Here is a 19,736-nt window from a genome sequence, read left to right as displayed (position 1 = left end):
CGCAGAATTTGATCCACTTGGCAAATCGCGCCGATGCTGCGGTGGCCTTTCGTAAAAAGGGGAACAAAATGAGACGTACACTTTTCCTGATGTCATTTGGCATTGGTGCCGCATTGCTTGCCGCGCAACCGGTCAGCGCACAGAGCGGCAATTGCGCAGACCATGCAATCGTGGTCGAACGACTGGGCGAACGCTATGGCGAAAGCCGTCAATCCATCGGGCTGGGCAGTGACAATGCGGTGGTTGAGGTTTTTGCCTCGATGGACACAGGATCGTGGACCATCACGGTAACGCGTCCGGGCGGGCCCACTTGCCTTGTCGCAGCAGGCCAAGCCTATCAATATGTGAACGAACCTTTGGCCAACTTCGACAGCCAAAGCTGAAATCAGGGTCCGGCTTACGACAACGCGACCCAGATAAGCCGGACACCCGTCAAGACCAACAACACGTAGGTCAGCCCGAAGAACAACCGCTCAGGCACCAGATGGTGGGCTTTCACGCCGATCCACGCGCCAAGCAAGGCAAAAGGTGCCAATACCAGGCTGCCCATGAGCGTATCCCAACTAAAGATACCTAGAAACGCGTAAGGGACCGCCTTCATCCAGTTGATCGCCCAGAACGTCACCACCGTTGTGGCCTGATATGCCGTCTTGCTGAGGCCCTGTGACAGCAGAAAGACTGCGGCGGGCGGACCACCCGCATGGCTGACAAAGCTGGTAAAACCACTGACCATGCCCGCAAACCAAGCCACCGGCGCGCGGAACGGCATTTCCTTGATGGTCAGCCACCCCCTTGCACGCGCCAACTGGAATGCCACAAACGCCAGACAGATCGCACCTATCAACAGGCGAAACATATCCGCATCAACGACGGCATAAAGCAAGGCTGCAATGATACAGCCGGGGACAGCGCCCAACATCAGCCCTTTCGCAGAGGGCCAATGCCATTTGCCCCAATAGGGGCGCAAGGTCGCTGCATCCACCAGCATAAAGAGCGGCAGCACAATCCCCAAAGCGACCCCCGGCGGCACAACAAGCGCAAGAATCGCGCCCGCCACAAATGCGGCCCCGGAGCCAAAGCCACCTTTTGATATCCCTCCGAAAATGATCGCAGGGATACCAACTGCAAAAAATTGCCAGCCAAATTCAATCACGTAGAGGGCCCGATTTGTCCTTCATTCACGTCTCGTTAGCGGTTTGCCAAAGACTTGGCCACCGCACTTTACGTGATGCCGCAATGCAGCACACTTGCACGCAGGCCGCCAAACCCTTACCCAAAGCGCCGAAAGCCAAATCACCAAAGGACCCGTTTCAATGGCCAGACCAAAGATTGCCCTTATCGGCGCCGGACAGATCGGCGGCACGCTTGCACACCTCGCAGCCGTCAAAGAACTCGGCGATGTCGTGCTCTTCGATATTGCCGAAGGCATCCCACAAGGTAAGGCGCTTGATATCGCCGAATCCGGCCCGGCAGCCAAGTTTGACGGCAGCTTCAAAGGCGCCAACAGCTACGAAGACATCGCTGGCGCAGACGTTTGCATCGTCACCGCCGGCGTGGCCCGCAAGCCGGGCATGTCGCGCGATGACCTGCTGGGCATCAACCTGAAGGTTATGAAATCCGTTGGCGAAGGCATCGCTGCCCACGCGCCCAACGCCTTTGTCATCTGCATCACCAATCCACTGGACGCAATGGTTTGGGCGCTGCGCGAATTCTCCGGCCTGCCACATCACATGGTTTGCGGCATGGCGGGTGTTCTGGACAGCGCGCGCTTCCGTCACTTCCTGGCGGACGAATTCGATGTCTCCATGCGCGATGTCACCGCCTTCGTTCTGGGCGGCCACGGCGACACAATGGTCCCACTGACACGCTATTCCACGGTGGCCGGCATCCCTCTGCCAGATCTGGTCGATATGGGCTGGACCACGCAAGAAAAGCTGGACGCGATCGTCCAACGCACACGCGATGGCGGTGCTGAAATCGTGGGCCTGCTGAAAACAGGCTCGGCCTTTTATGCACCTGCCACATCAGGCATCGAGATGGCCGAAGCCTACCTCAAAGACCAAAAGCGCCTGCTGCCATGTGCAGCACACGTCAAAGGCGCTTACGGGCTTGACGGGTTCTACGTCGGTGTCCCGACGGTGATCGGCGCAGGCGGGATCGAGCGTGTCGTTGAGATCAAGATGAACAAGGACGAACAAGCGATGTTCGATAAATCCGTCGACGCCGTGAAAGGTCTGGTTGAGGCCTGCAAAGGTATCGACAGCAGCTTGGCCTAAGCCTTGGTGGAAATGAGTAATCTGGAGGGTCGCCCATCGGGCGGCCCTTTTTCGTCAGGCACCGCTACTTATGCAAATATGAAACAACCCGCTGTTTATTCTCTTGCAGCCACAGGTCAATCGCGGCGGGGCTTGGGTCAAATGCCGCATTGGGAAAGTAACGAACAACGGCAGATGCGGGATCAAATGTGGGGGTCGCCCAAAGCCGCAGCCGCTCAAGAACATCAATGGTAGCGGCATCCGGGCACTTCAAACGGCGGTAAAGGTCAGCCGCCTGATCCGGCGCTGCAATCAACGCATCCGCCTGTTTGCGCCTATGCTGTGACGGCGGCATCCCGTCCCGTTCCTGCAAAGCCTCGATCATGCGCGTCAGCTTAAAGGCCCAATATGCCGGGGTCAGTCCTTCAAAGTGAAGCAGTTCCAAGCGATCAACCTGCGCCCGTTCCAGCGCAATGTCCTGATCTGCACCGCGCGACCGCGGACGATGAATAGACATTTGCATGGGGCGATCTGTGCGGACAAAGGCCTTACCCTGCGCATGCCCCGTCAGCCCACGATAGGTCAGGTCGAAATCAGGACCAAAAACCTCGCGCCCGCGATCGGCAGCATCGCGAAATGGCCGGCGAAAGGCACCCTCAAAAATGCTGGCCAGCGTATCACTGGGCCGATGAACCCGCTCTGCCACCGACAATACAAGACAATCGGTATCGTCCGAAACAGCCGCCAAATGCGAACCAACAACTGTATCGGCAAACAAAAACTCATCCGCATCACAATGCAGCAGCCAATCCGCATCCGTGCGCAGATAGGCATCCTGCGCATTGCGCACTTGCCGCACCTCATGGCGACGCGGTCGGCTTTTGCCGACCCTCAGCCAATGTGCATCGTCACAGGCCACAAACGTCACCTGCGGCAACTCTGCCAGCATGGTTTGCACAGGATCATTGGGCCTGTCGCAATAAACAAAGACATGCGCGGCCCCCAACGACAAATACCACGCCACAAAGGCCTGCACCAATGCAGGCGGTTCATCCACCGTTGCCACGACGGCCCATGTTGCAGTGTCATTCACCATAATGTCTTTGCTATCATCATCGCGAATCTTTCAAAACTGATTAAAGTTGAAGCAATTCAAGGCAGAGCCTTTTTGTGATCACAGAAATTTTTACTGTGATCACAAATGTGCGAATTTCTGGCGATTTCGCATTTTTCGCTTATAACCCCTGATTTTTCTATGTTTAGCTGCGACCAACCGTAGCCAAATTGGAATTGTCTTATGAACATTCACGAATATCAGGCCAAAGCCTTGTTGCGCAGCTATGGCGCGCCCGTCTCGGACGGACGCCCTGTGACCCGCGCCGAGGACGCCAAAACCGCCGCTGGCGAAATGGACGGACCGCTTTGGGTCGTCAAAGCACAGATCCACGCAGGTGGCCGGGGCAAAGGCAAGTTCAAGGAAGCTGATGCAGGCGAAGCAGGCGGTGTGCGTCTGGCAAAGTCGGTTGAGGAAGCCGCGCAGGAAGCCAAGAAGATGCTGGGCCGTACGTTGGTCACACACCAGACCGGCCCCGCTGGCAAGCAAGTCAACCGCATCTACATCGAAGACGGCTCCGGCATTGAGACTGAAATGTATCTTGCCCTGCTGGTCGATCGCCAGACCAGCCGCATTGGTTTCGTCTGCTCGACCGAAGGCGGCATGGACATCGAAGAAGTGGCCGAGAACACGCCAGAGAAAATTCTCAACTTCACCGTTGATCCCGCGACAGGGTACCAGCCTTTCCACGGGCGTCGCGTCGCCTTTGCTTTGGGGCTGAAAGGGCAGCAAGTCAAACAATGCGTCGCGTTGATGGGCAACCTCTACCGCGCCTTTGTTGAAAAAGACATGGAGATGCTCGAAATCAACCCGCTGATCGTCACAGACGGCGGTGACCTCAAAGTGCTCGACGCCAAGGTCGCCTTCGACGGCAACGCGGTCTACCGCCACGCCGATGTCGCCGCCCTGCGGGATGAGACGGAAGAAGATCCCAAAGAGCTCGCCGCGTCCAAGTTCGACCTGAACTATATCGCGCTCGACGGTGAAATCGGCTGCATGGTCAACGGCGCGGGCCTTGCCATGGCGACGATGGACATCATCAAGCTCTACGGGGCCGAGCCTGCCAACTTCCTCGACGTGGGCGGCGGTGCGACCAAGGAAAAAGTGACCGAGGCGTTCAAGATCATCACATCCGACCCCAACGTCAAAGGCATTCTGGTGAACATCTTCGGCGGCATCATGCGCTGCGACGTCATCGCCGAAGGCGTGATTGCGGCAGTGAAAGAAGTCGGCCTCAAGGTGCCGCTGGTCGTGCGACTGGAAGGCACGAACGTGGAAAAAGGCAAAGAGATCATCAACAACTCCGACGTCGACGTGATCGCAGCGGACGACCTGAAAGACGGCGCGCAGAAGATCGTTAAAGCCGTCAAAGGTTGATCCCGTAGGGTGGGTGCAACCCACCGCGATGAAAAGATTTTAAGGAGCCACCAACATGGCCATTCTCGTAAACGAAAACACCAAAGTCATCTGCCAGGGCCTTACCGGCTCGCAGGGGACATTCCACTCTGAACAGGCCATCGCCTATGGCACCAAGATGGTCGGCGGCGTAACCCCCGGCAAAGGTGGTCAGACGCATCTGGACCTGCCGATCTTCAATTCGGTGCATGAGGCGAAAGCGGTGACCGAAGCGAATGCCTCTGTCATCTACGTGCCGCCGCCCTTTGCTGCCGACAGTATCCTTGAGGCCATCGACGCCGAAATGGAATTGATCATCTGCATCACCGAAGGCATCCCTGTCCTCGACATGATGCGCGTGAAGCGCGCCTTGGAAGGCTCCGCTTCGCGTCTGATCGGCCCCAACTGCCCTGGTGTCATCACGCCTGATGCGTGCAAAATCGGCATCATGCCCGGCCACATCCACAAGCGCGGATCGGTCGGCGTTGTCTCCCGTTCCGGCACGCTGACCTATGAGGCGGTCAAGCAGACCTCTGACAGCGGCTTGGGCCAGTCCACCGCCGTCGGCATCGGTGGCGACCCCATTAAGGGAACCGAGCATATCGACGTGCTGGATATGTTCCTTGATGACGACGAAACGCATTCCATGATCATGATCGGCGAAATCGGCGGGTCCGCCGAGGAAGAAGCCGCCGAATTCCTGACCGCCCAAAAGAAAAAGGGGCGCTGGAAGCCAACAGCCGGTTTCATCGCCGGACGCACCGCCCCTCCCGGCCGCCGCATGGGCCACGCCGGCGCGATTGTGGCAGGCGGCAAAGGCGACGCGGAAAGCAAGATCGAAGCGATGAAGTCCGCAGGGATCGTGGTGGCGGACAGCCCCGCGACACTGGGCGAGGCTGTGCTGGAAGCGATTGGCTGACACCATGCGACGCATGCAAAAACTCTTCTCAGCGATAACCGCGATCACTACGTTCGCGGTCCAAGGGTCCTTGCTGCAAGCCCAAACTCTCAGCCCTTATATGGAAGACACGGCCGTTATTTGTACGACCGTCATGGAAACTGTTGAGGATTATCAGGCACAGCTTGAAGACCTGGGTTGGGTTCGAGTTTCTCCTGACGAAGTTTCTGACAGCGCTGCTAACAGCTTGGCTGTGATCTACTCCGCCAATGAACTATCTCAAGCTCTTGGCGACGAGCTTCACCGTGGGATCTTTGCCAATAGACTAGAAGGTATCAAAAGCCGCCTTAGCTCACCAATCGGACGTGTCGGTTATTTCGTTTCCCTTGCAGGTGAAACGGAGCAGTTCCTTGCGCTGAGGTTGGACCGTCTTGACAACACCTATTGTGTAGCAAGTGGATTGCTTTCAGAAAATTCTGAGTGGTTGGAAGAATTGACGAATTCGCGAGCGATCCTCTTCAATAGTCCGACTGGGAGCACTCTGATGAAGTACTCGTCAATAACAGGTCCAGATTTCCTCCGAGGAACAGATAGCATCAAACTGCGCGACGCAGCCCTCACGATCTTCGATACCCAAGGTATCAATGAGCTTCTAGATATAGACCTAGAAAACGATCTCTTTCTCACTACTGCAGTGTTACCAAGGTAAAAGGATAGCGGTCATGAACGACCATTCCCCCAACGACGTCTTCCACGCCTCTTCTTTTCTGCAAGGGCATAAGGTTGAAAACCTCGAACAATACAATCCCGTGAAAAAAGCGGCGTAGTCACATGGGACCTGCGACAGCCATCAAGACTTGTCTCGCCAAGTCTTTCCAATTCAAAGGCCGCGCCTCGCGGTCTGAGTTTTGGTGGTTTGCTGTATTCGTTGGAGCGGTGGCTGCGGTTCTACTATATCCCCATACAAGTTTCTTCTCATCTGTCACCTCTGATGTGCTGGTGACAAAGACCAGCGCCTTCACTGGCGAAACGACCCAATCACTAGAGCGTCAGACCGCCTGGTACTTATATAGGATCGACTGGAGCGCAATTTCGCTGACGATTGCAGGATGCTTCTATCTCTTACTCTCGGCAGCTACTTCCCGCCGGTTACACGACGTGGGAGCAAAAGCCTATTTTGGATTAGCAATGCTCGTTTTGGGTCCTCTATCCAGCGTCCTAACCGTCGTAATCTTTTACGCTTTGTCAAAAGTTTCGTTTGGTCTTGCGGTGTCGATAACCACCATCCTCGGACTGATCTCTTGGATCTTGTGGATCGTCTGCCCCATCGTACTTGTTATCTTGCTCATGCGCCCTTCAGAAGACGGTGCAACTGAATTCGGCCCCAACCCTCACGAGGTCCCCTCATGAACGATCACTCCCCCAACGACGTCTTCCACGCCTCGTCTTTCCTGCAAGGGCATAACGCGGAATATGTGGAACAGCTCTATGCCCGCTACGCCGACAACCCCGGCGCGGTCGATGAAAGCTGGCAGGCGTTCTTCCGGTCGCTCGGCGATGCCCCAACAGATGCCAAGGCAGAGGCCGCTGGCCCCTCTTGGGCGCGCGCTGATTGGCCCCCTGCCCCGGCGGATGATCTGACCGCCGCCCTTGACGGCCAGTGGCCCGCCGAACCCGAAGCCGCAGGCCAGAAGATCAAGGAAAAGGCCGCCGAGAAGGGCGTCGAACTGGACGAATCCCAAGTTCGTGCCGCGGTCCTCGACAGTATTCGCGCGCTGATGATCATCCGCGCCTACCGCATCAGGGGTCACCTGATTGCCGACCTCGACCCGCTGGGGATGCGTGAAAACACACCGCACCCGGAACTGGACCCGAAATCCTACGGTTTCGCGCCCGAAGACATGGACCGCCCGATTTTCATCGACAACGTTCTTGGCCTTGAAGTGGCGACGATGAACGAAATCATCGCCATCGTGCAGCGCACCTATTGCGGCACATTCGCGCTGCAATACATGCACATCTCCAACCCCGAAGAGGCGGGTTGGCTGAAAGAGCGGATCGAAGGCTACGGCAAGGAAATCGCCTTTACCAAAGAAGGGCGCAAGGCGATCCTGAACTCTTTGGTCGAGGCTGAGGGTTTCGAGAAATTCCTGCACGTCAAATACATGGGCACCAAGCGTTTCGGCCTTGATGGCGGCGAAAGCCTGATCCCCGCAATGGAGCAAATCATCAAACGCGGCGGTCAGCTGGGTCTGGATGAAATCATCATCGGTATGCCCCACCGTGGCCGTTTGTCGGTGCTGGCGAATGTGATGGAAAAACCCTACCGCGCGATCTTTAACGAATTCCAAGGCGGGTCGTTCAAGCCCGAGGATGTCGATGGGTCGGGCGACGTGAAATACCACCTCGGCGCGTCGTCAGACCGCAGTTTCGACGACAACACGGTGCACCTTTCACTGACAGCAAACCCATCCCACTTGGAGGCGGTGAACCCGGTTGTGCTGGGCAAGGTCCGCGCCAAGCAGGACCAGAAAAACGACGAAGACCGCACCCGAGTTATGGGCATCCTTCTGCATGGCGATGCGGCCTTTGCCGGCCAAGGCGTTGTGGCCGAAGGTTTCGGCCTGTCCGGCCTCAAGGGCCATAAGACCGGCGGCACCATGCATATCGTCGTGAACAACCAGATCGGTTTCACAACCGCACCGCACTTCAGCCGCTCCAGCCCCTATCCCACAGACATCGCGCTGATGGTTGAGGCCCCGATCTTCCACGTCAACGGCGACGACCCGGAGGCTGTGGTGCACGCCGCCCGTGTTGCGACCGAGTTCCGCCAGAAGTTCCACAAGGACGTGGTGCTGGATATCATCTGCTACCGCCGGTTCGGACATAACGAAGGCGATGAGCCGATGTTCACCAACCCGGTGATGTACAAAAAGATCAAAAAGCAAAAGACCACGCTGACGCTGTACACCGAACGGCTGGTCAGCGATGGCTTGATCCCCGAAGGCGAAATCGAAGACATGAAGGCCGCGTTTCAGGCGCACCTGAATGAAGAATTCGAAGCGGGCAAGAACTTCAAACCCAACAAGGCCGATTGGCTGGATGGCAAATGGTCCCACCTCGACCGCAAGGACGAGGACTATCAACGCGGCGTGACCGCGATCGAGGATGCCACCTTCAATGCCGTGGGCGAGGCGCTGTCCAAAGCGCCCGAAAACTTCCCGCTGCATAAAACCATCGGGCGCCTGATCGAAAACAAAGCCAAGATGTTCGAGACCGGCGAAAACATCGACTGGGCCACTGGCGAAGCATTGGCCTTCGGATCGCTACTCACCGAAGGCTATCCTGTGCGCCTGTCTGGCCAAGACTGTACGCGCGGCACATTCAGCCACCGCCATTCGGGTCTGATCAATCAGGACAACGAAGATCGGTACTATCCGCTGAACCACATCCGCGAGGGTCAGGCGCAGTACGAAGTAATCGATTCGATGCTGTCCGAATACGCGGTACTTGGTTTCGAATACGGCTATTCGCTGGCCGAACCAAACGCGCTGACACTTTGGGAAGCACAGTTCGGCGATTTCGCCAATGGTGCGCAGATCATGTTCGACCAGTTTATCAGTTCTGGCGAAAGCAAATGGTTGCGCATGTCCGGCCTCGTCTGCCTGTTGCCGCATGGGTATGAAGGGCAAGGGCCTGAACACTCATCCGCGCGTCTGGAACGGTTCCTGACGATGTGCGGTGGTGACAACTGGATCGTGGCAAATTGTACGACGCCTGCGAACTACTTCCACCTGCTGCGGCGGCAACTGCACCGCACGTTCCGCAAACCGCTGATCCTGATGACACCCAAATCGCTGCTGCGGCATAAAATGGCCGTGTCCAAGCGCGAAGAATTCACGACCGGGTCCTCCTTCCACCGCGTCCTGTGGGACGATGCACAGCAGGGCAATTCAGACACCAAACTGGTGGCCGATAGCAAGATCAAACGGGTCGTGATGTGTTCGGGCAAAGTCTACTATGACCTGCTGGAAGAACGCGACGCGCGCGGCATCAAGGATGTCTACATCATGCGCTACGAACAGTTCTACCCGTTCCCCGCACAGTCAGCCGTCAACGAACTGACACGGTTCAAGAACGCTGAAATGGTCTGGTGCCAAGAAGAGCCCAAGAACCAGGGTGCCTGGTCCTTCATGGAGCCCAACATCGAATGGGTCCTGACCCGGATCAAAGCCAAACACACGCGCCCCGTCTATGCCGGACGTGCCGCCGCCGCCTCGCCTGCCACAGGTCTGGCCAGCAAACACAAAGCAGAACAAACAGCCCTCGTTGACGATGCGCTGACCATCAAAGGAACAAAGTAATGAGCACCGAAGTCCGCGTCCCGACCCTTGGCGAATCCGTGACAGAGGCCACTGTCGCCACATGGTTCAAACAACCCGGCGATGCCGTTGCCGTTGATGAAATGCTCTGCGAACTGGAAACAGACAAAGTGACGGTCGAGGTACCCAGCCCCGTCGCTGGCACCCTGTCCGAGATTGTTGCCGCCGAAGGCGAAACCGTTGGCGTCGATGCGCTGCTGGCCCAAATCGCCGAAGGCGATGCAGCACCGGCACCTGCGGCGAAGAAAAGCGAAGAGGCCCCAAAGGCCGATGAGCCACCCGCGCCTGCGGCAGCAAAAGACGTCGAAGACGCCCCATCCGCCAAAAAACTGATGGCGGAAAACAACCTCTCTGACGTGGCAGGGACGGGCAAAGACGGGCGCGTGATGAAAGAGGATGTCCTCAACGCGCTCTCATCAGCCGCTCCCGCGCCTTCTTCGGCACCAGCCCCGCGCGCACCAGTGGCGGCCAGCCAGGCCGAACGCGAAGAGCGGGTCAAAATGACAAGGCTAAGGCAGACCATCGCCAAGCGTCTGAAAGACAGCCAGAACACCGCCGCCATGCTGACCACCTGCAACGAGGTCGACATGACCGAGGTGATGGCCCTGCGCAACGAGTACAAAGACCTCTTCCTCAAGAAACACGGCGTCAAACTTGGCTTCATGTCCTTCTTCACCAAGGCCTGCGTGCACGCCCTGAACGAAGTGCCAGAGGTCAACGCCGAAATCGACGGCACCGACGTGGTCTACAAAAACTACGTCAACATGGGGATCGCCGCAGGCACGCCCACGGGCCTTGTGGTACCGGTGATCAACGACGCCGATCAGATGTCTTTCGCGACAATCGAGAAAAGCATCGCCGCAATGGGCGCCAAAGCCCGCGACGGCAAGCTGAGCATGGCCGAAATGCAAGGCGGCACTTTCACCATCTCCAACGGCGGGGTCTATGGTTCGCTGATGTCCTCGCCCATCCTGAACCCGCCACAGTCCGGCATCCTCGGCATGCACAAGATCCAGGACCGCCCGATGGCGATAGGCGGCGAAGTCGTGATCCGTCCGATGATGTATCTGGCCCTGTCCTACGACCACCGGATCGTGGATGGTAAAGGGGCGGTGACATTCCTTGTGCGGGTGAAAGAGGCGTTGGAAGATCCGCGACGGTTGTTGATGGATTTGTAAGCCGTGCTTTCAACGATTGCACCTCGCTGGCCACGCGCATTTACGACCATCGGCTTTGGAGCTATCGCCGTAATAGTTATCTTGCATGCGTCCATCGCGGCGTTGCTTCCGGCTATTAAGTTGGAAGCCCAAAGAGTTCTTGGCGAAGCAACATTATTTATAGAACTTGTCGACGAAACGAAAACCGATGTTTCAGACCTAGTCGCTTCGATGGAGCGTCCTAAGAAATTTTTAGACGACGGAGTAATAGCGTTATTTCTAGCTGACATAAGCACTTGGTTAGATACAGCTAGCAATGCAGAAACTTTCCTTTTGGGAGCAATGGTTCTGTTTATAGTGTACGTAATCGGAGAGATATGTTTGGCATGTGGAAGAGCCCTATGGGTTTCTGGAGACACAAATTCACACCTCACTATGGTTGGTGAAATTGCCAAAATTGACAATTCAATTATTGGAAGGGAATACGACTACTATACGTCTTCCCTTACAGTACTGCAGGGGACGGCAGTCTTAGTCGTGATTTTCATGTTCGGGCTTCTTTTTCACCTGATCGAAACACATGAAATAAAGAGATTTCTAGGGTGCATTATTTTAGGCATTACTCTTCTTTTAGGGATTAAATGGCTCGCAAATCGCAACTTGGCATATTTAGATGCAATTTGTCTTCCGTTCTTGAAACCGGACGATGAAACTCGCAACTCAAATTCCTCCAGACCGATTTCCGATGACTCAAAAGCAGAGGTAAAATGACCCCCGAACTCACCGTCCTCGCTCTCGCCGCCCTGCTCCAAGGCGTCCAATTCGCCCTCATGGCGATCCCTGCCAATATCGAACTTGGTGTCGGGAAAACGTTGTCACCGCGTGACAACAGCCGCATGGGCAAACCTATGGTCGAGTTGCTCAGTGACAAGACAGGCCGCCTTTATCGCGCGCTCAACAACCATTTTGAGGCGCTGATCCTGTTCACCATCGCCGTTGTCGTTATCACTCTTGGCGATAAAGGCACCGGGTTTTCCGCTGCCTGCGCATGGACCTATCTTGGTTCCCGCATCCTCTATATCCCCGCTTATTATTTCGGCCTCACGCCTTGGCGTTCGCTGATCTGGTTTGTGGGGTTCCTCTCAACCATGCTGATGATACTGTCAGCTTTGATATGAAAAACTGTACGTACAGGTTCTGTACAGGATATGTACGCAATATTGCTCGCTTAAGGAGACCCCATGTCCAGCTATGACGTCATCGTAATCGGCGCCGGCCCCGGCGGCTATGTCTGCGCTATTCGTTGCGCCCAATTGGGCATGAAAGTGGCCTGCGTCGAAGGGCGCGACACGCTGGGCGGGACATGCCTGAACGTGGGCTGCATCCCGTCCAAAGCAATGTTGCACGCCACCCATATGCTGCATGAAGCAGAGCATAACTTCGCCTCAATGGGCCTGAAGGGCAAAACACCTTCGGTCGATTGGAAGCAGATGCTGTCCTACAAGGATGAAACGATTGCCCAAAACACCGGCGGCATCGAATTTCTGTTTAAAAAGAACAAGGTAGACTGGCTGAAAGGCTGGGGGTCCATTCCTGAGGCAGGCAAAGTCAAGGTCGGCGATGAGGTCCATGAGGCCAAGCATATCGTCATCGCATCCGGCTCCGAAGCTTCAGGTTTGCCCGGCGTTGAGGTCGATGAAAAGACAGTTGTCACATCCACCGGCGCGCTGGAACTGGGCAAAGTTCCTAAAAAACTCGTCGTTATCGGCGCAGGTGTGATTGGGCTTGAGCTCGGCTCAGTCTACGCCCGCTTGGGGTCTGAGGTTGAGGTCATCGAATTCCTCGACGCCATCACCCCCGGCATGGACAAAGAGATCGCGCGTCAATTCCAGAAAATGCTGACAAAGCAAGGGCTGAAGTTCACCCTCGGCGCTGCTGTCCAAGGTGTTGCGGTCAAAGGAAACAAGGCCACTGTTACCTATAAACTGCGCAAAGACGACAGTGAACATACGCTGCAAGCTGACACTGTTCTGGTCGCAACAGGGCGCAAACCATTCACCGACGGCCTTGGTCTTGATGCTTTGGGCGTGGAAATGTCCGAGCGTGGCCAGATCAAAACCAACGACAGATACGCTACCAATATCGCAGGCATCTACGCGATCGGTGACACAATCGCCGGACCTATGCTGGCGCATAAAGCCGAAGACGAAGGCATGGCCGTGGCAGAAGGCATCGCAGGCCAGCACCCGCACGTGAACTATGGCGTGATCCCCGGCGTGATCTATACGCACCCTGAAGTGTCCAATGTCGGCGAGACCGAAGAAACCCTGAAAGAACAAGGGCGTGCCTACAAAGTCGGAAAGTTCCCCTTCATGGGTAACGCGCGCGCCAAAGCCAATTTCGCAGGCGACGGCTTTGTTAAAATACTGGTTGATGCCACAACAGACCGGGTGCTTGGCGCGCATATCATTGGCCCGATGGCAGGTGACCTAATCCACGAAATCTGTGTCGCAATGGAGTTTGGGGCGGCAGCAGAAGACCTTGCACGCACATGCCACGCGCATCCGACCTATTCGGAGGCGGTACGCGAAGCTGCACTAGCCTGCGGGGACGGCGCAATTCACGCGTAAGCGTGACAAAGTAGCTATGAAAGGGCCTCAGATGACGTCTCGGGCCCATATTTCGGCGCGCATTTGGATAAACATTACCCGGCGTCAGCGGCCATTAACCCCCTGAAGTGATGACAAATGCCGCATACTGGCACAGTTAAGAACACATACGCGCCACATTCTTCGGGTTTGGTACAAAAGTTATTGAGTGGTGAACCAGAGAACTCCGATGAAGCGTTTCATATATATTTTGCTGCTCAGTCTTTTCGCCGGTAGCCCGGCGCAGGCATTTACGACCAGCAGCGGGATGTTTGACGGGATCGAATATCTTGCCGATACACAGATCCCCGGACCGGCTGCCGACACGTTGTCGCTATGTTACGCGACCCGTGACTTTCGGATCCTTGGCTATACACTGTCCAGCGATATCGTCGGTTATGTGTTATCCAGCGACGGGTGCAACTTGATCGCAGACCGGCCTTTCACACAAGCACAGATGGAAACAGCGCAATCGCTGAACCTTGTGGACCCAACCTTGCCTTCTGAAGCCAAGAACAGTCTTGAGCGGAACCTGCGCAACTATGGCATCTGGATCGCCTTGGCGCTTGGTCTCATCGCAGTCATCATTCGGCGCATCAAGTCACTGATGGGCTATGATCTGCGAGGACCGATGCGCAAGAAAGCGGCGCAGCGCATACTGACGGCGATGTGTTATGTGGGCAAATGCGACGGTATCGTTGCGGCCTCAGAAATCTCACTTATTGGGAAAACGGCACGGCGGCTGACACGCCGCAATGTACAGGCCGCCGATGTGATCCGTATTACGGACCATATCGACATGAACCTATCGCCACAGGATTTTGTCGACTTTGGCCGCGGTCTGCGCGACTCTGAAAAAGACGTGATGATGCGGGGTGCTTTCTTTATCGCGCTGTCCAGCGGGCGTATTCTACCGTCCGAGCATGCGTTTCTATCCGATCTGGCGCATGGCATCGGCATGCCAGGCGAAGACTTTCGTCGCGTCATGAATATCGCGCTTGAAGATCTCGATGCGTTTCCTGTCACCCAAAGTTAGGGTCAGCCTTTCAACATGCGCAGACCTTGCGTTGCGTCCGCACGGACCGCCAGACGTAAACCGGGTTCATCCCCGGCCTTCAGCGCAGATAGGATCAGCTTATGATGATAAGGCGGCTCGGTCCGGTTCAGTCGCCCATAAAGCGCGCGCATCGTCGGGCCCAACTGTAGCCAGACCGTTTCCGCCATCGCCAGCATCGCAGGCGCCTGCGCGCGCAGATACAGCGTGCGATGAAATTCAAGGTTCATGCGAATATAACCCGTGGCGTCATGGCGGGCGATCACTTGGCTGACACCTTGGTTGATGGTTTCCAAGCGTTCTATCAGGGCGAAATGGGCACGGGGCAACGCGCGCGACGCCAGCTCAGGCTCTAACAAAGCGCGCAACGTCGCCAGTTCTTCGATACGTTCATTGGACAAAGCCGGGGTCGAAACACGGCCCGAGGACGACAGGAAAAGCGCCCCTTCCGCGACCAGCCTGCGCACCGCCTCACGCGCGGGGGTCATCGAGACGTCATACGCCTTGCCGATCCCGCGCAGTGTCAGCGCTTCGCCGGGGGGGATTTCGCCATGCATGATTTGTGTCCGCAAAGCCCGATAGACGCGCTCATGCGCGGCCGTTGTGCTGTCTTGCGGGCGTGGTTGGATCATCATCCGTTGTTTGTGATCACAAACAACGCCGAGGTCAATCGTTGAAGGTCACGCGGTGCAATTGATCGCCATGCTGACGCAACCATTGCCGATGGCGCGCATAATCGGGGCAAAGCCGTGCCACGACAGCCCAAAATGCGGGCTGGTGGTTCATCTCAACCAAATGGGCGACCTCATGCGCGGCGACATAATCAAGCACTTCAGGCGGGGCCATGATCAAGCGCCATGAATACATCAACGTGCCTTGGCTGGAACACGACCCCCAGCGCGATCGGGTGTCACGGATCGACAGACGCGTGTAGGTCTGGCCCAACGCCGCCGCATATTTATCAGAGGCTTGCGCCAATGCATCCCGTGCATGATGGCGAAACAACGCTTTGATCTGGGGTGCTGCGGGGGCCTGTGCCGCGACTTCGATCTGGTGATCCAACAGACGCGCCCTCTTGGCCGTACCGACAACGACGGGCACTGGCGCACCCCGAAACAACACGGTCTGACCCACCGCGACCGACGATACAGGCGTCAGGTCACTCAGATGGCCACGCAACCACGCCTCTTTGTTGCGCAGGAACGCGATCCCCTCGCGGGTAGGCGCATGATGCGGCAACGTCAGCGTGACACGACCGTCCAGACGCGACACACGCAACGACAATCGCTTGGCGCGTGCAGAATGGCGCAAAGTGACCTCAATCGGGGGGTTGCCTTCAAGTGTATGACGGCCCATATCCAACTACTCATATTTCATGTGCCAAAGGCTTTGACTCGGCTCTGCACTTATGGCAGTTGGCACCGATCACCCGCAAGGGAAGACTAGGATTTTGAAGGGATAGCCTATGCCTAAGGAAGAGTGGGGCACAAAGCGCCTTTGCCCCGAAACCGGCAAACGCTTTTACGACCTGAACGCGACACCAATCATCAGCCCCTACACGGGCAATGAGGTCACTGTAGACACATCCAAGACCCGCACAATGGTCGCGGATGCCGAGGATGCGCAGACCAAGAAAGCCAAGGAAACTTCGGAAGAAGAAGAACTGGTGCTTGATGACGATGACGACGATAGCGACGACGTCGATCTGGGCGATGATGTCCTGGAAGATGACGAAGACGATGACACGGTGTCGTTGGATGAATTGGCCGACGTGCCAGCAAGCGACGACGACTAAAACAACCGCTTCGGGCGTGATTTTTACTTGATCTCGCCCGGATCGCTGCATAGACAGCGTAACGCAGCGAATGCTGTCAGGATGGGGCCTTAGCTCAGTTGGGAGAGCGCTTGCATGGCATGCAAGAGGTCAGGGGTTCGACTCCCCTAGGCTCCACCATACACCTGCAAATAAATGACTTAGGGTCAGGACCCATTAGATTCACACCGTCAGTTTGTCAGATTAGCGCCTGACGATAAACTCATCCTTCAAGGATCTCAGCAACAAATATATATCCGGCGCCGTAGACGGTCTTTATGATACGTGGGTCTTGCGCATCATCGCCAAGTTTGGTGCGTAGCCTTGAAACCTTGACGTCGATGGAACGGTCATAGGCGTCGTCTGCGTTGCTTCCCAGATAGTCGAGGATCTGTTCGCGCCTGATCAAACGGTTGGGCGAAGCGAGAAACATTTTCAGTATTTCGTTTTCAGCATAGGTCAGGTTCTGGCTTTCGCCCGTGTCCTTCGTCAGTTGAAGCAGGTTAAGATCTGCGGTCCAGCCGCAAAACCGCGCCGTCTGGGTGGCACTCTTGTGAGGTTCGGCATTTGTCCGTCGCAAGATAACGCGCAGCCGGGCAATCACTTCTTCCACTTCGAATGGCTTGATGATGTAGTCGTCGGCCCCCAGTTCCAGCCCCACGATTTTATCCTGCGTGCGCGATCGGCCCGAGATGATCAGGATCGGCACATCTGACTGGCTGGCAAAGCGGTGCACCAGCGCCAGCCCGTCACTGTCAGGCAGCCCCAGATCAATGATGCACGCATCCGGCGATATTGATTTGCAGGCCTGTTCGAAATCCGCCGCGCGCCCGAAAGACCGCACTCTGAACCCTGCCTGCTCTAATGCATCCGACAGAATGCTGCGGATTTCCGGCGTGTCGTCAAGAACCGTAATCAGGGGGCCGGGTTTCATGTGCGTGTCGCCTTGTTCATTTCCGTCACCAAGGCATCAAATTCAAAGGGTTTGCGCAAGATCGGATAGGTTTTTGCCGCCAGCTGACACTGCGGATCGCTCTGAGGAAGCCCCGTCACAATCAGAACCGGCAGGTCGCTTCTGCGTTTGCGCAAATGTTCTGCCAATGCAAATCCGGTGCCACCGTTTTTGAGCATCAGGTCGGTGACCACAAATGTGATATCGCCAACCACGGCCAGTTTCTGTGCCTCTTCAACAGTATCAGCTTCGACAACCGCGTGGCCCATACGTTGCAGATAGCCCCGCACTGTTTGTCGGATATCGACGTTGTCTTCCACCAGAAGGACAACACCCGGCACGACCGGGTCCGCCGGTAAATAGGGCACCAGCATTGAGACTTGTGCGCCCCCCTCTTTACGGTTTGCCAGCCGCACCGTGCCGCCACTTGATCGCGCAAAGTCAAAGGTCGTGGACAGCCCAAGCCCCCGCCCTGCCCGATCGGATTTAGACGTGAAGAAGGGTGCCAAAGCGTTGGCAAGCGCGTCTTGTGAAAACCCTGATCCGGTATCTTCAACGCAGAATGTCAAATAATCAGCGGCATCCACTAACACGGTGACCGTCACCGCACCCGCCCCCTCAATCGCGTCAATTGCGTTCAACACAAGGTTCAGCAGCGCATCTTGCGCAAAACCCGCGTCGATCATCAGATGAGAGGCGCTGACTTTGTTGATCACAGTAAGCGTGATGTCATCAGGTGTTGCCGCCTTCGCCAAGAGGGTCGTTTGTTTCAAGAACCCTGCAAAGTCAGTCAGTCGGATGTTGATGGACCGCTGCGCATCCAATTCTCCAAGGCCGGCAATCAGATCGCCACCGCGTCGCGCGGCAGACTTGATCGTTTCAAGAAACGTCAACGCGTCTTGCGGCATGTCATCCAGCCGGGCCAGCCTGTCCTGCTCGCCCAAAATGATCGTCAGCAGGTTACCGAAATCATGCGCCAGCCCGCTGGTCAGTTGGGCCGCCAGTTCCCGGCGTTTGGTATGCGCAAGCGCTTGCCGCGCGCGCACCTGTTCGGTCACATTGGCCGAAAGCAGATATGCGCCAACCACTTCACCATCATCGTTCACGTCTGGCGTGAACGCGACCCGGTTATAGCGTCCCGCCTCTTTATGTTCGAATTCAACCACAGGGGCATCACCGCGCAGCGTTGCAGCGAAACCATCCGAGATTTTTTCGTACACCTCTTGCCCCAAGGCATCGGACATATGTTTGCCGACGATGTCGTTTGAACGGCCGGGGACGATCGAGTTCAGTTTGTGATTGGTGTAGGTATAGACCCCGTCGCGATTGACCCGTGCGATATGCGCCGGAATCATGGAATTAGTCAGGTTTAGCCGGGCCTGTGACGCCAAAAGCTGGCGTTTGGCTTCTTCCAGCGCCGTCACCGTCGCAGTCAATGTGCGGTTTGCGCGAGCCAGTTCTTCTGACCGCGAAATCAATTCTTCCGACAGGTTGTCCGAGCGCGAGCGCAACAGCGCTTCTTGGGTCTTGAGTTCCGTGATGTCAGAGTAAACAGCTACCCAGCCGCCGCCTTCAAGCGGGCTGCCTTCAACCGAAATCGTTGTGCCGTTTGCGCGGGTACGTTCAAAGTAATGCGGCTCAAACGCTTTGGCCTGTGCGACCCTTTCAGCGAGAAAGCAATCAACATCGTCCAGCACGCCATAATCGCCCCGTTCTGCCAAGATACGTAGGGTTTCCTCAAAGGACCCACCCGGCTCAACCAGTGCTTTTGGCAGGTCAAACATCCGCTGAAATTGTCGGTTGGCCAGGACAAGCCGCAAGTCCTGATCATAGATCGAAATCGCTTGGCTGATCAGGTTCAGACCAGCCTGCGTCAGGGTTTCATGGGTGGGTGACATGCGGTTCATCCCATATCAGTAGCACTTGGTTGGCACACCACAAGAGCATGTGACGCTTGCAAGGTTTCGCAACATTTCGGATAAACTTCTGAAAAACTTGTCTGTCAAAAGAATCGTACGCGACCTTTGGGAGGAACATTGAAGGTCGTTCGCGATTGCGTTTGGGAGGA

General features: G+C 56.3%; 19 protein-coding genes and 1 tRNA gene. 14 read left to right on the top strand and 6 right to left on the bottom strand.

Annotation, left to right across the window (positions count from 1 at the left end):
• Positions 1-68: 68 nt before the first annotated feature.
• Positions 69-383: a hypothetical protein gene (locus MWU60_RS06060; protein ID WP_247226305.1), complete on the top strand. Its 315-nt coding sequence runs from the start codon at positions 69-71 to the stop codon at positions 381-383.
• Positions 384-397: 14 nt separating this feature from the next.
• Here MWU60_RS06060 and MWU60_RS06055 read toward each other — a convergent pair whose 3' ends face one another.
• Positions 398-1,153 (bottom strand): sulfite exporter TauE/SafE family protein, encoded by a 756-nt coding sequence (locus tag MWU60_RS06055; protein WP_247226304.1) that lies wholly within the window; start codon positions 1,151-1,153, stop codon positions 398-400.
• 160 nt (positions 1,154-1,313) lie between these two features.
• Here MWU60_RS06055 and mdh point away from each other — a divergent pair, with 160 nt between their 5' ends.
• Positions 1,314-2,276, top strand: coding sequence for a malate dehydrogenase (gene mdh, locus MWU60_RS06050; protein WP_247226303.1), 963 nt, complete (start codon positions 1,314-1,316; stop codon positions 2,274-2,276).
• Positions 2,277-2,340: 64 nt separating this feature from the next.
• Here mdh and MWU60_RS06045 read toward each other — a convergent pair whose 3' ends face one another.
• Positions 2,341-3,351 (bottom strand): glycosyltransferase family 2 protein, encoded by a 1,011-nt coding sequence (locus tag MWU60_RS06045; protein ID WP_247226302.1) that lies wholly within the window; start codon positions 3,349-3,351, stop codon positions 2,341-2,343.
• Between the two features lie 201 nt (positions 3,352-3,552).
• Between MWU60_RS06045 and sucC the strand changes: the two genes are divergently transcribed.
• The 10 genes from sucC to MWU60_RS05995 all read left to right on the top strand — a co-directional run bounded on the left by sucC (position 3,553) and on the right by MWU60_RS05995 (position 14,885).
• Positions 3,553-4,746: an ADP-forming succinate--CoA ligase subunit beta gene (gene sucC / locus MWU60_RS06040; protein WP_247226301.1), complete on the top strand. Its 1,194-nt coding sequence runs from the start codon at positions 3,553-3,555 to the stop codon at positions 4,744-4,746.
• A gap of 55 nt (positions 4,747-4,801) precedes the next feature.
• Positions 4,802-5,683, top strand: coding sequence for a succinate--CoA ligase subunit alpha (gene sucD / locus MWU60_RS06035; RefSeq protein ID WP_247226300.1), 882 nt, complete (start codon positions 4,802-4,804; stop codon positions 5,681-5,683).
• A gap of 100 nt (positions 5,684-5,783) precedes the next feature.
• Positions 5,784-6,371, top strand: coding sequence for a hypothetical protein (locus tag MWU60_RS06030; RefSeq protein ID WP_247226299.1), 588 nt, complete (start codon positions 5,784-5,786; stop codon positions 6,369-6,371).
• Between the two features lie 122 nt (positions 6,372-6,493).
• Positions 6,494-7,072, top strand: a complete 579-nt coding sequence (locus tag MWU60_RS06025; protein WP_247226298.1) for a DUF805 domain-containing protein — start codon at positions 6,494-6,496, stop codon at positions 7,070-7,072.
• A complete protein-coding gene (locus MWU60_RS06020) occupies positions 7,069-10,026 on the top strand; it encodes a 2-oxoglutarate dehydrogenase E1 component (protein WP_247226297.1) in 2,958 nt (985 codons plus the stop codon). The genes MWU60_RS06025 and MWU60_RS06020 overlap by 4 nt, the downstream gene beginning before the upstream one ends.
• Complete coding sequence (gene odhB / locus MWU60_RS06015) at positions 10,026-11,222, top strand: 2-oxoglutarate dehydrogenase complex dihydrolipoyllysine-residue succinyltransferase (RefSeq protein WP_247226296.1); 1,197 nt, start codon at positions 10,026-10,028, stop codon at positions 11,220-11,222. The genes MWU60_RS06020 and odhB overlap by 1 nt, the downstream gene beginning before the upstream one ends.
• Positions 11,223-11,225: 3 nt before the next feature.
• Positions 11,226-11,972 carry a hypothetical protein gene (locus tag MWU60_RS06010; RefSeq protein ID WP_247226295.1) on the top strand — a complete coding sequence of 249 codons (747 nt, stop codon included), beginning with the start codon at positions 11,226-11,228 and terminating at the stop codon, positions 11,970-11,972.
• Positions 11,969-12,379 (top strand): MAPEG family protein, encoded by a 411-nt coding sequence (locus tag MWU60_RS06005; protein ID WP_247226294.1) that lies wholly within the window; start codon positions 11,969-11,971, stop codon positions 12,377-12,379. The genes MWU60_RS06010 and MWU60_RS06005 overlap by 4 nt, the downstream gene beginning before the upstream one ends.
• A gap of 63 nt (positions 12,380-12,442) precedes the next feature.
• Positions 12,443-13,831, top strand: coding sequence for a dihydrolipoyl dehydrogenase (lpdA, locus tag MWU60_RS06000; RefSeq protein WP_247226293.1), 1,389 nt, complete (start codon positions 12,443-12,445; stop codon positions 13,829-13,831).
• A gap of 208 nt (positions 13,832-14,039) precedes the next feature.
• A complete protein-coding gene (locus MWU60_RS05995; RefSeq protein WP_247226292.1) occupies positions 14,040-14,885 on the top strand; it encodes a TerB family tellurite resistance protein in 846 nt (281 codons plus the stop codon).
• Positions 14,886-14,887: 2 nt separating this feature from the next.
• On the opposite strand, the gene MWU60_RS05990 is transcribed toward MWU60_RS05995, so the two are convergent.
• Together MWU60_RS05990 and MWU60_RS05985 are read right to left on the bottom strand one after the other, a co-directional pair.
• Entirely contained in the window at positions 14,888-15,538 is a 651-nt protein-coding gene (locus MWU60_RS05990; RefSeq protein ID WP_247226291.1) for a GntR family transcriptional regulator, read from the bottom strand.
• A 31-nt stretch (positions 15,539-15,569) separates the two neighbouring features.
• Entirely contained in the window at positions 15,570-16,259 is a 690-nt protein-coding gene (locus MWU60_RS05985; RefSeq protein ID WP_247226290.1) for a SprT family zinc-dependent metalloprotease, read from the bottom strand.
• A 109-nt stretch (positions 16,260-16,368) separates the two neighbouring features.
• On the opposite strand from MWU60_RS05985, the gene MWU60_RS05980 reads away from it, so the two are divergent.
• Together MWU60_RS05980 and MWU60_RS05975 are read left to right on the top strand one after the other, a co-directional pair.
• A complete protein-coding gene (locus tag MWU60_RS05980) occupies positions 16,369-16,698 on the top strand; it encodes a TIGR02300 family protein (RefSeq protein WP_247226289.1) in 330 nt (109 codons plus the stop codon).
• 83 nt (positions 16,699-16,781) lie between these two features.
• Positions 16,782-16,857: transfer RNA gene (locus tag MWU60_RS05975), tRNA-Ala, on the top strand.
• Between the two features lie 82 nt (positions 16,858-16,939).
• Here the strand turns inward: MWU60_RS05975 and MWU60_RS05970 are convergent.
• Both MWU60_RS05970 and MWU60_RS05965 read right to left on the bottom strand, forming a co-directional pair.
• Positions 16,940-17,650 carry a response regulator transcription factor gene (locus MWU60_RS05970; protein ID WP_247226288.1) on the bottom strand — a complete coding sequence of 237 codons (711 nt, stop codon included), beginning with the start codon at positions 17,648-17,650 and terminating at the stop codon, positions 16,940-16,942.
• The gene (locus tag MWU60_RS05965) at positions 17,647-19,566 is read right to left on the bottom strand and encodes a PAS-domain containing protein (RefSeq protein ID WP_247226287.1); all 1,920 of its coding nucleotides are present in this window, start codon (positions 19,564-19,566) and stop codon (positions 17,647-17,649) included. The genes MWU60_RS05970 and MWU60_RS05965 overlap by 4 nt, the downstream gene beginning before the upstream one ends.
• Between the last annotated feature and the right edge of the window lie 170 nt (positions 19,567-19,736).

The organism is Yoonia sp. F2084L, from assembly GCF_023015625.1.
In the GTDB taxonomy this organism is placed as follows: Bacteria; Pseudomonadota; Alphaproteobacteria; order Rhodobacterales; family Rhodobacteraceae; genus Yoonia.
This window is presented reverse-complemented; position numbering and strand designations above follow the sequence as displayed.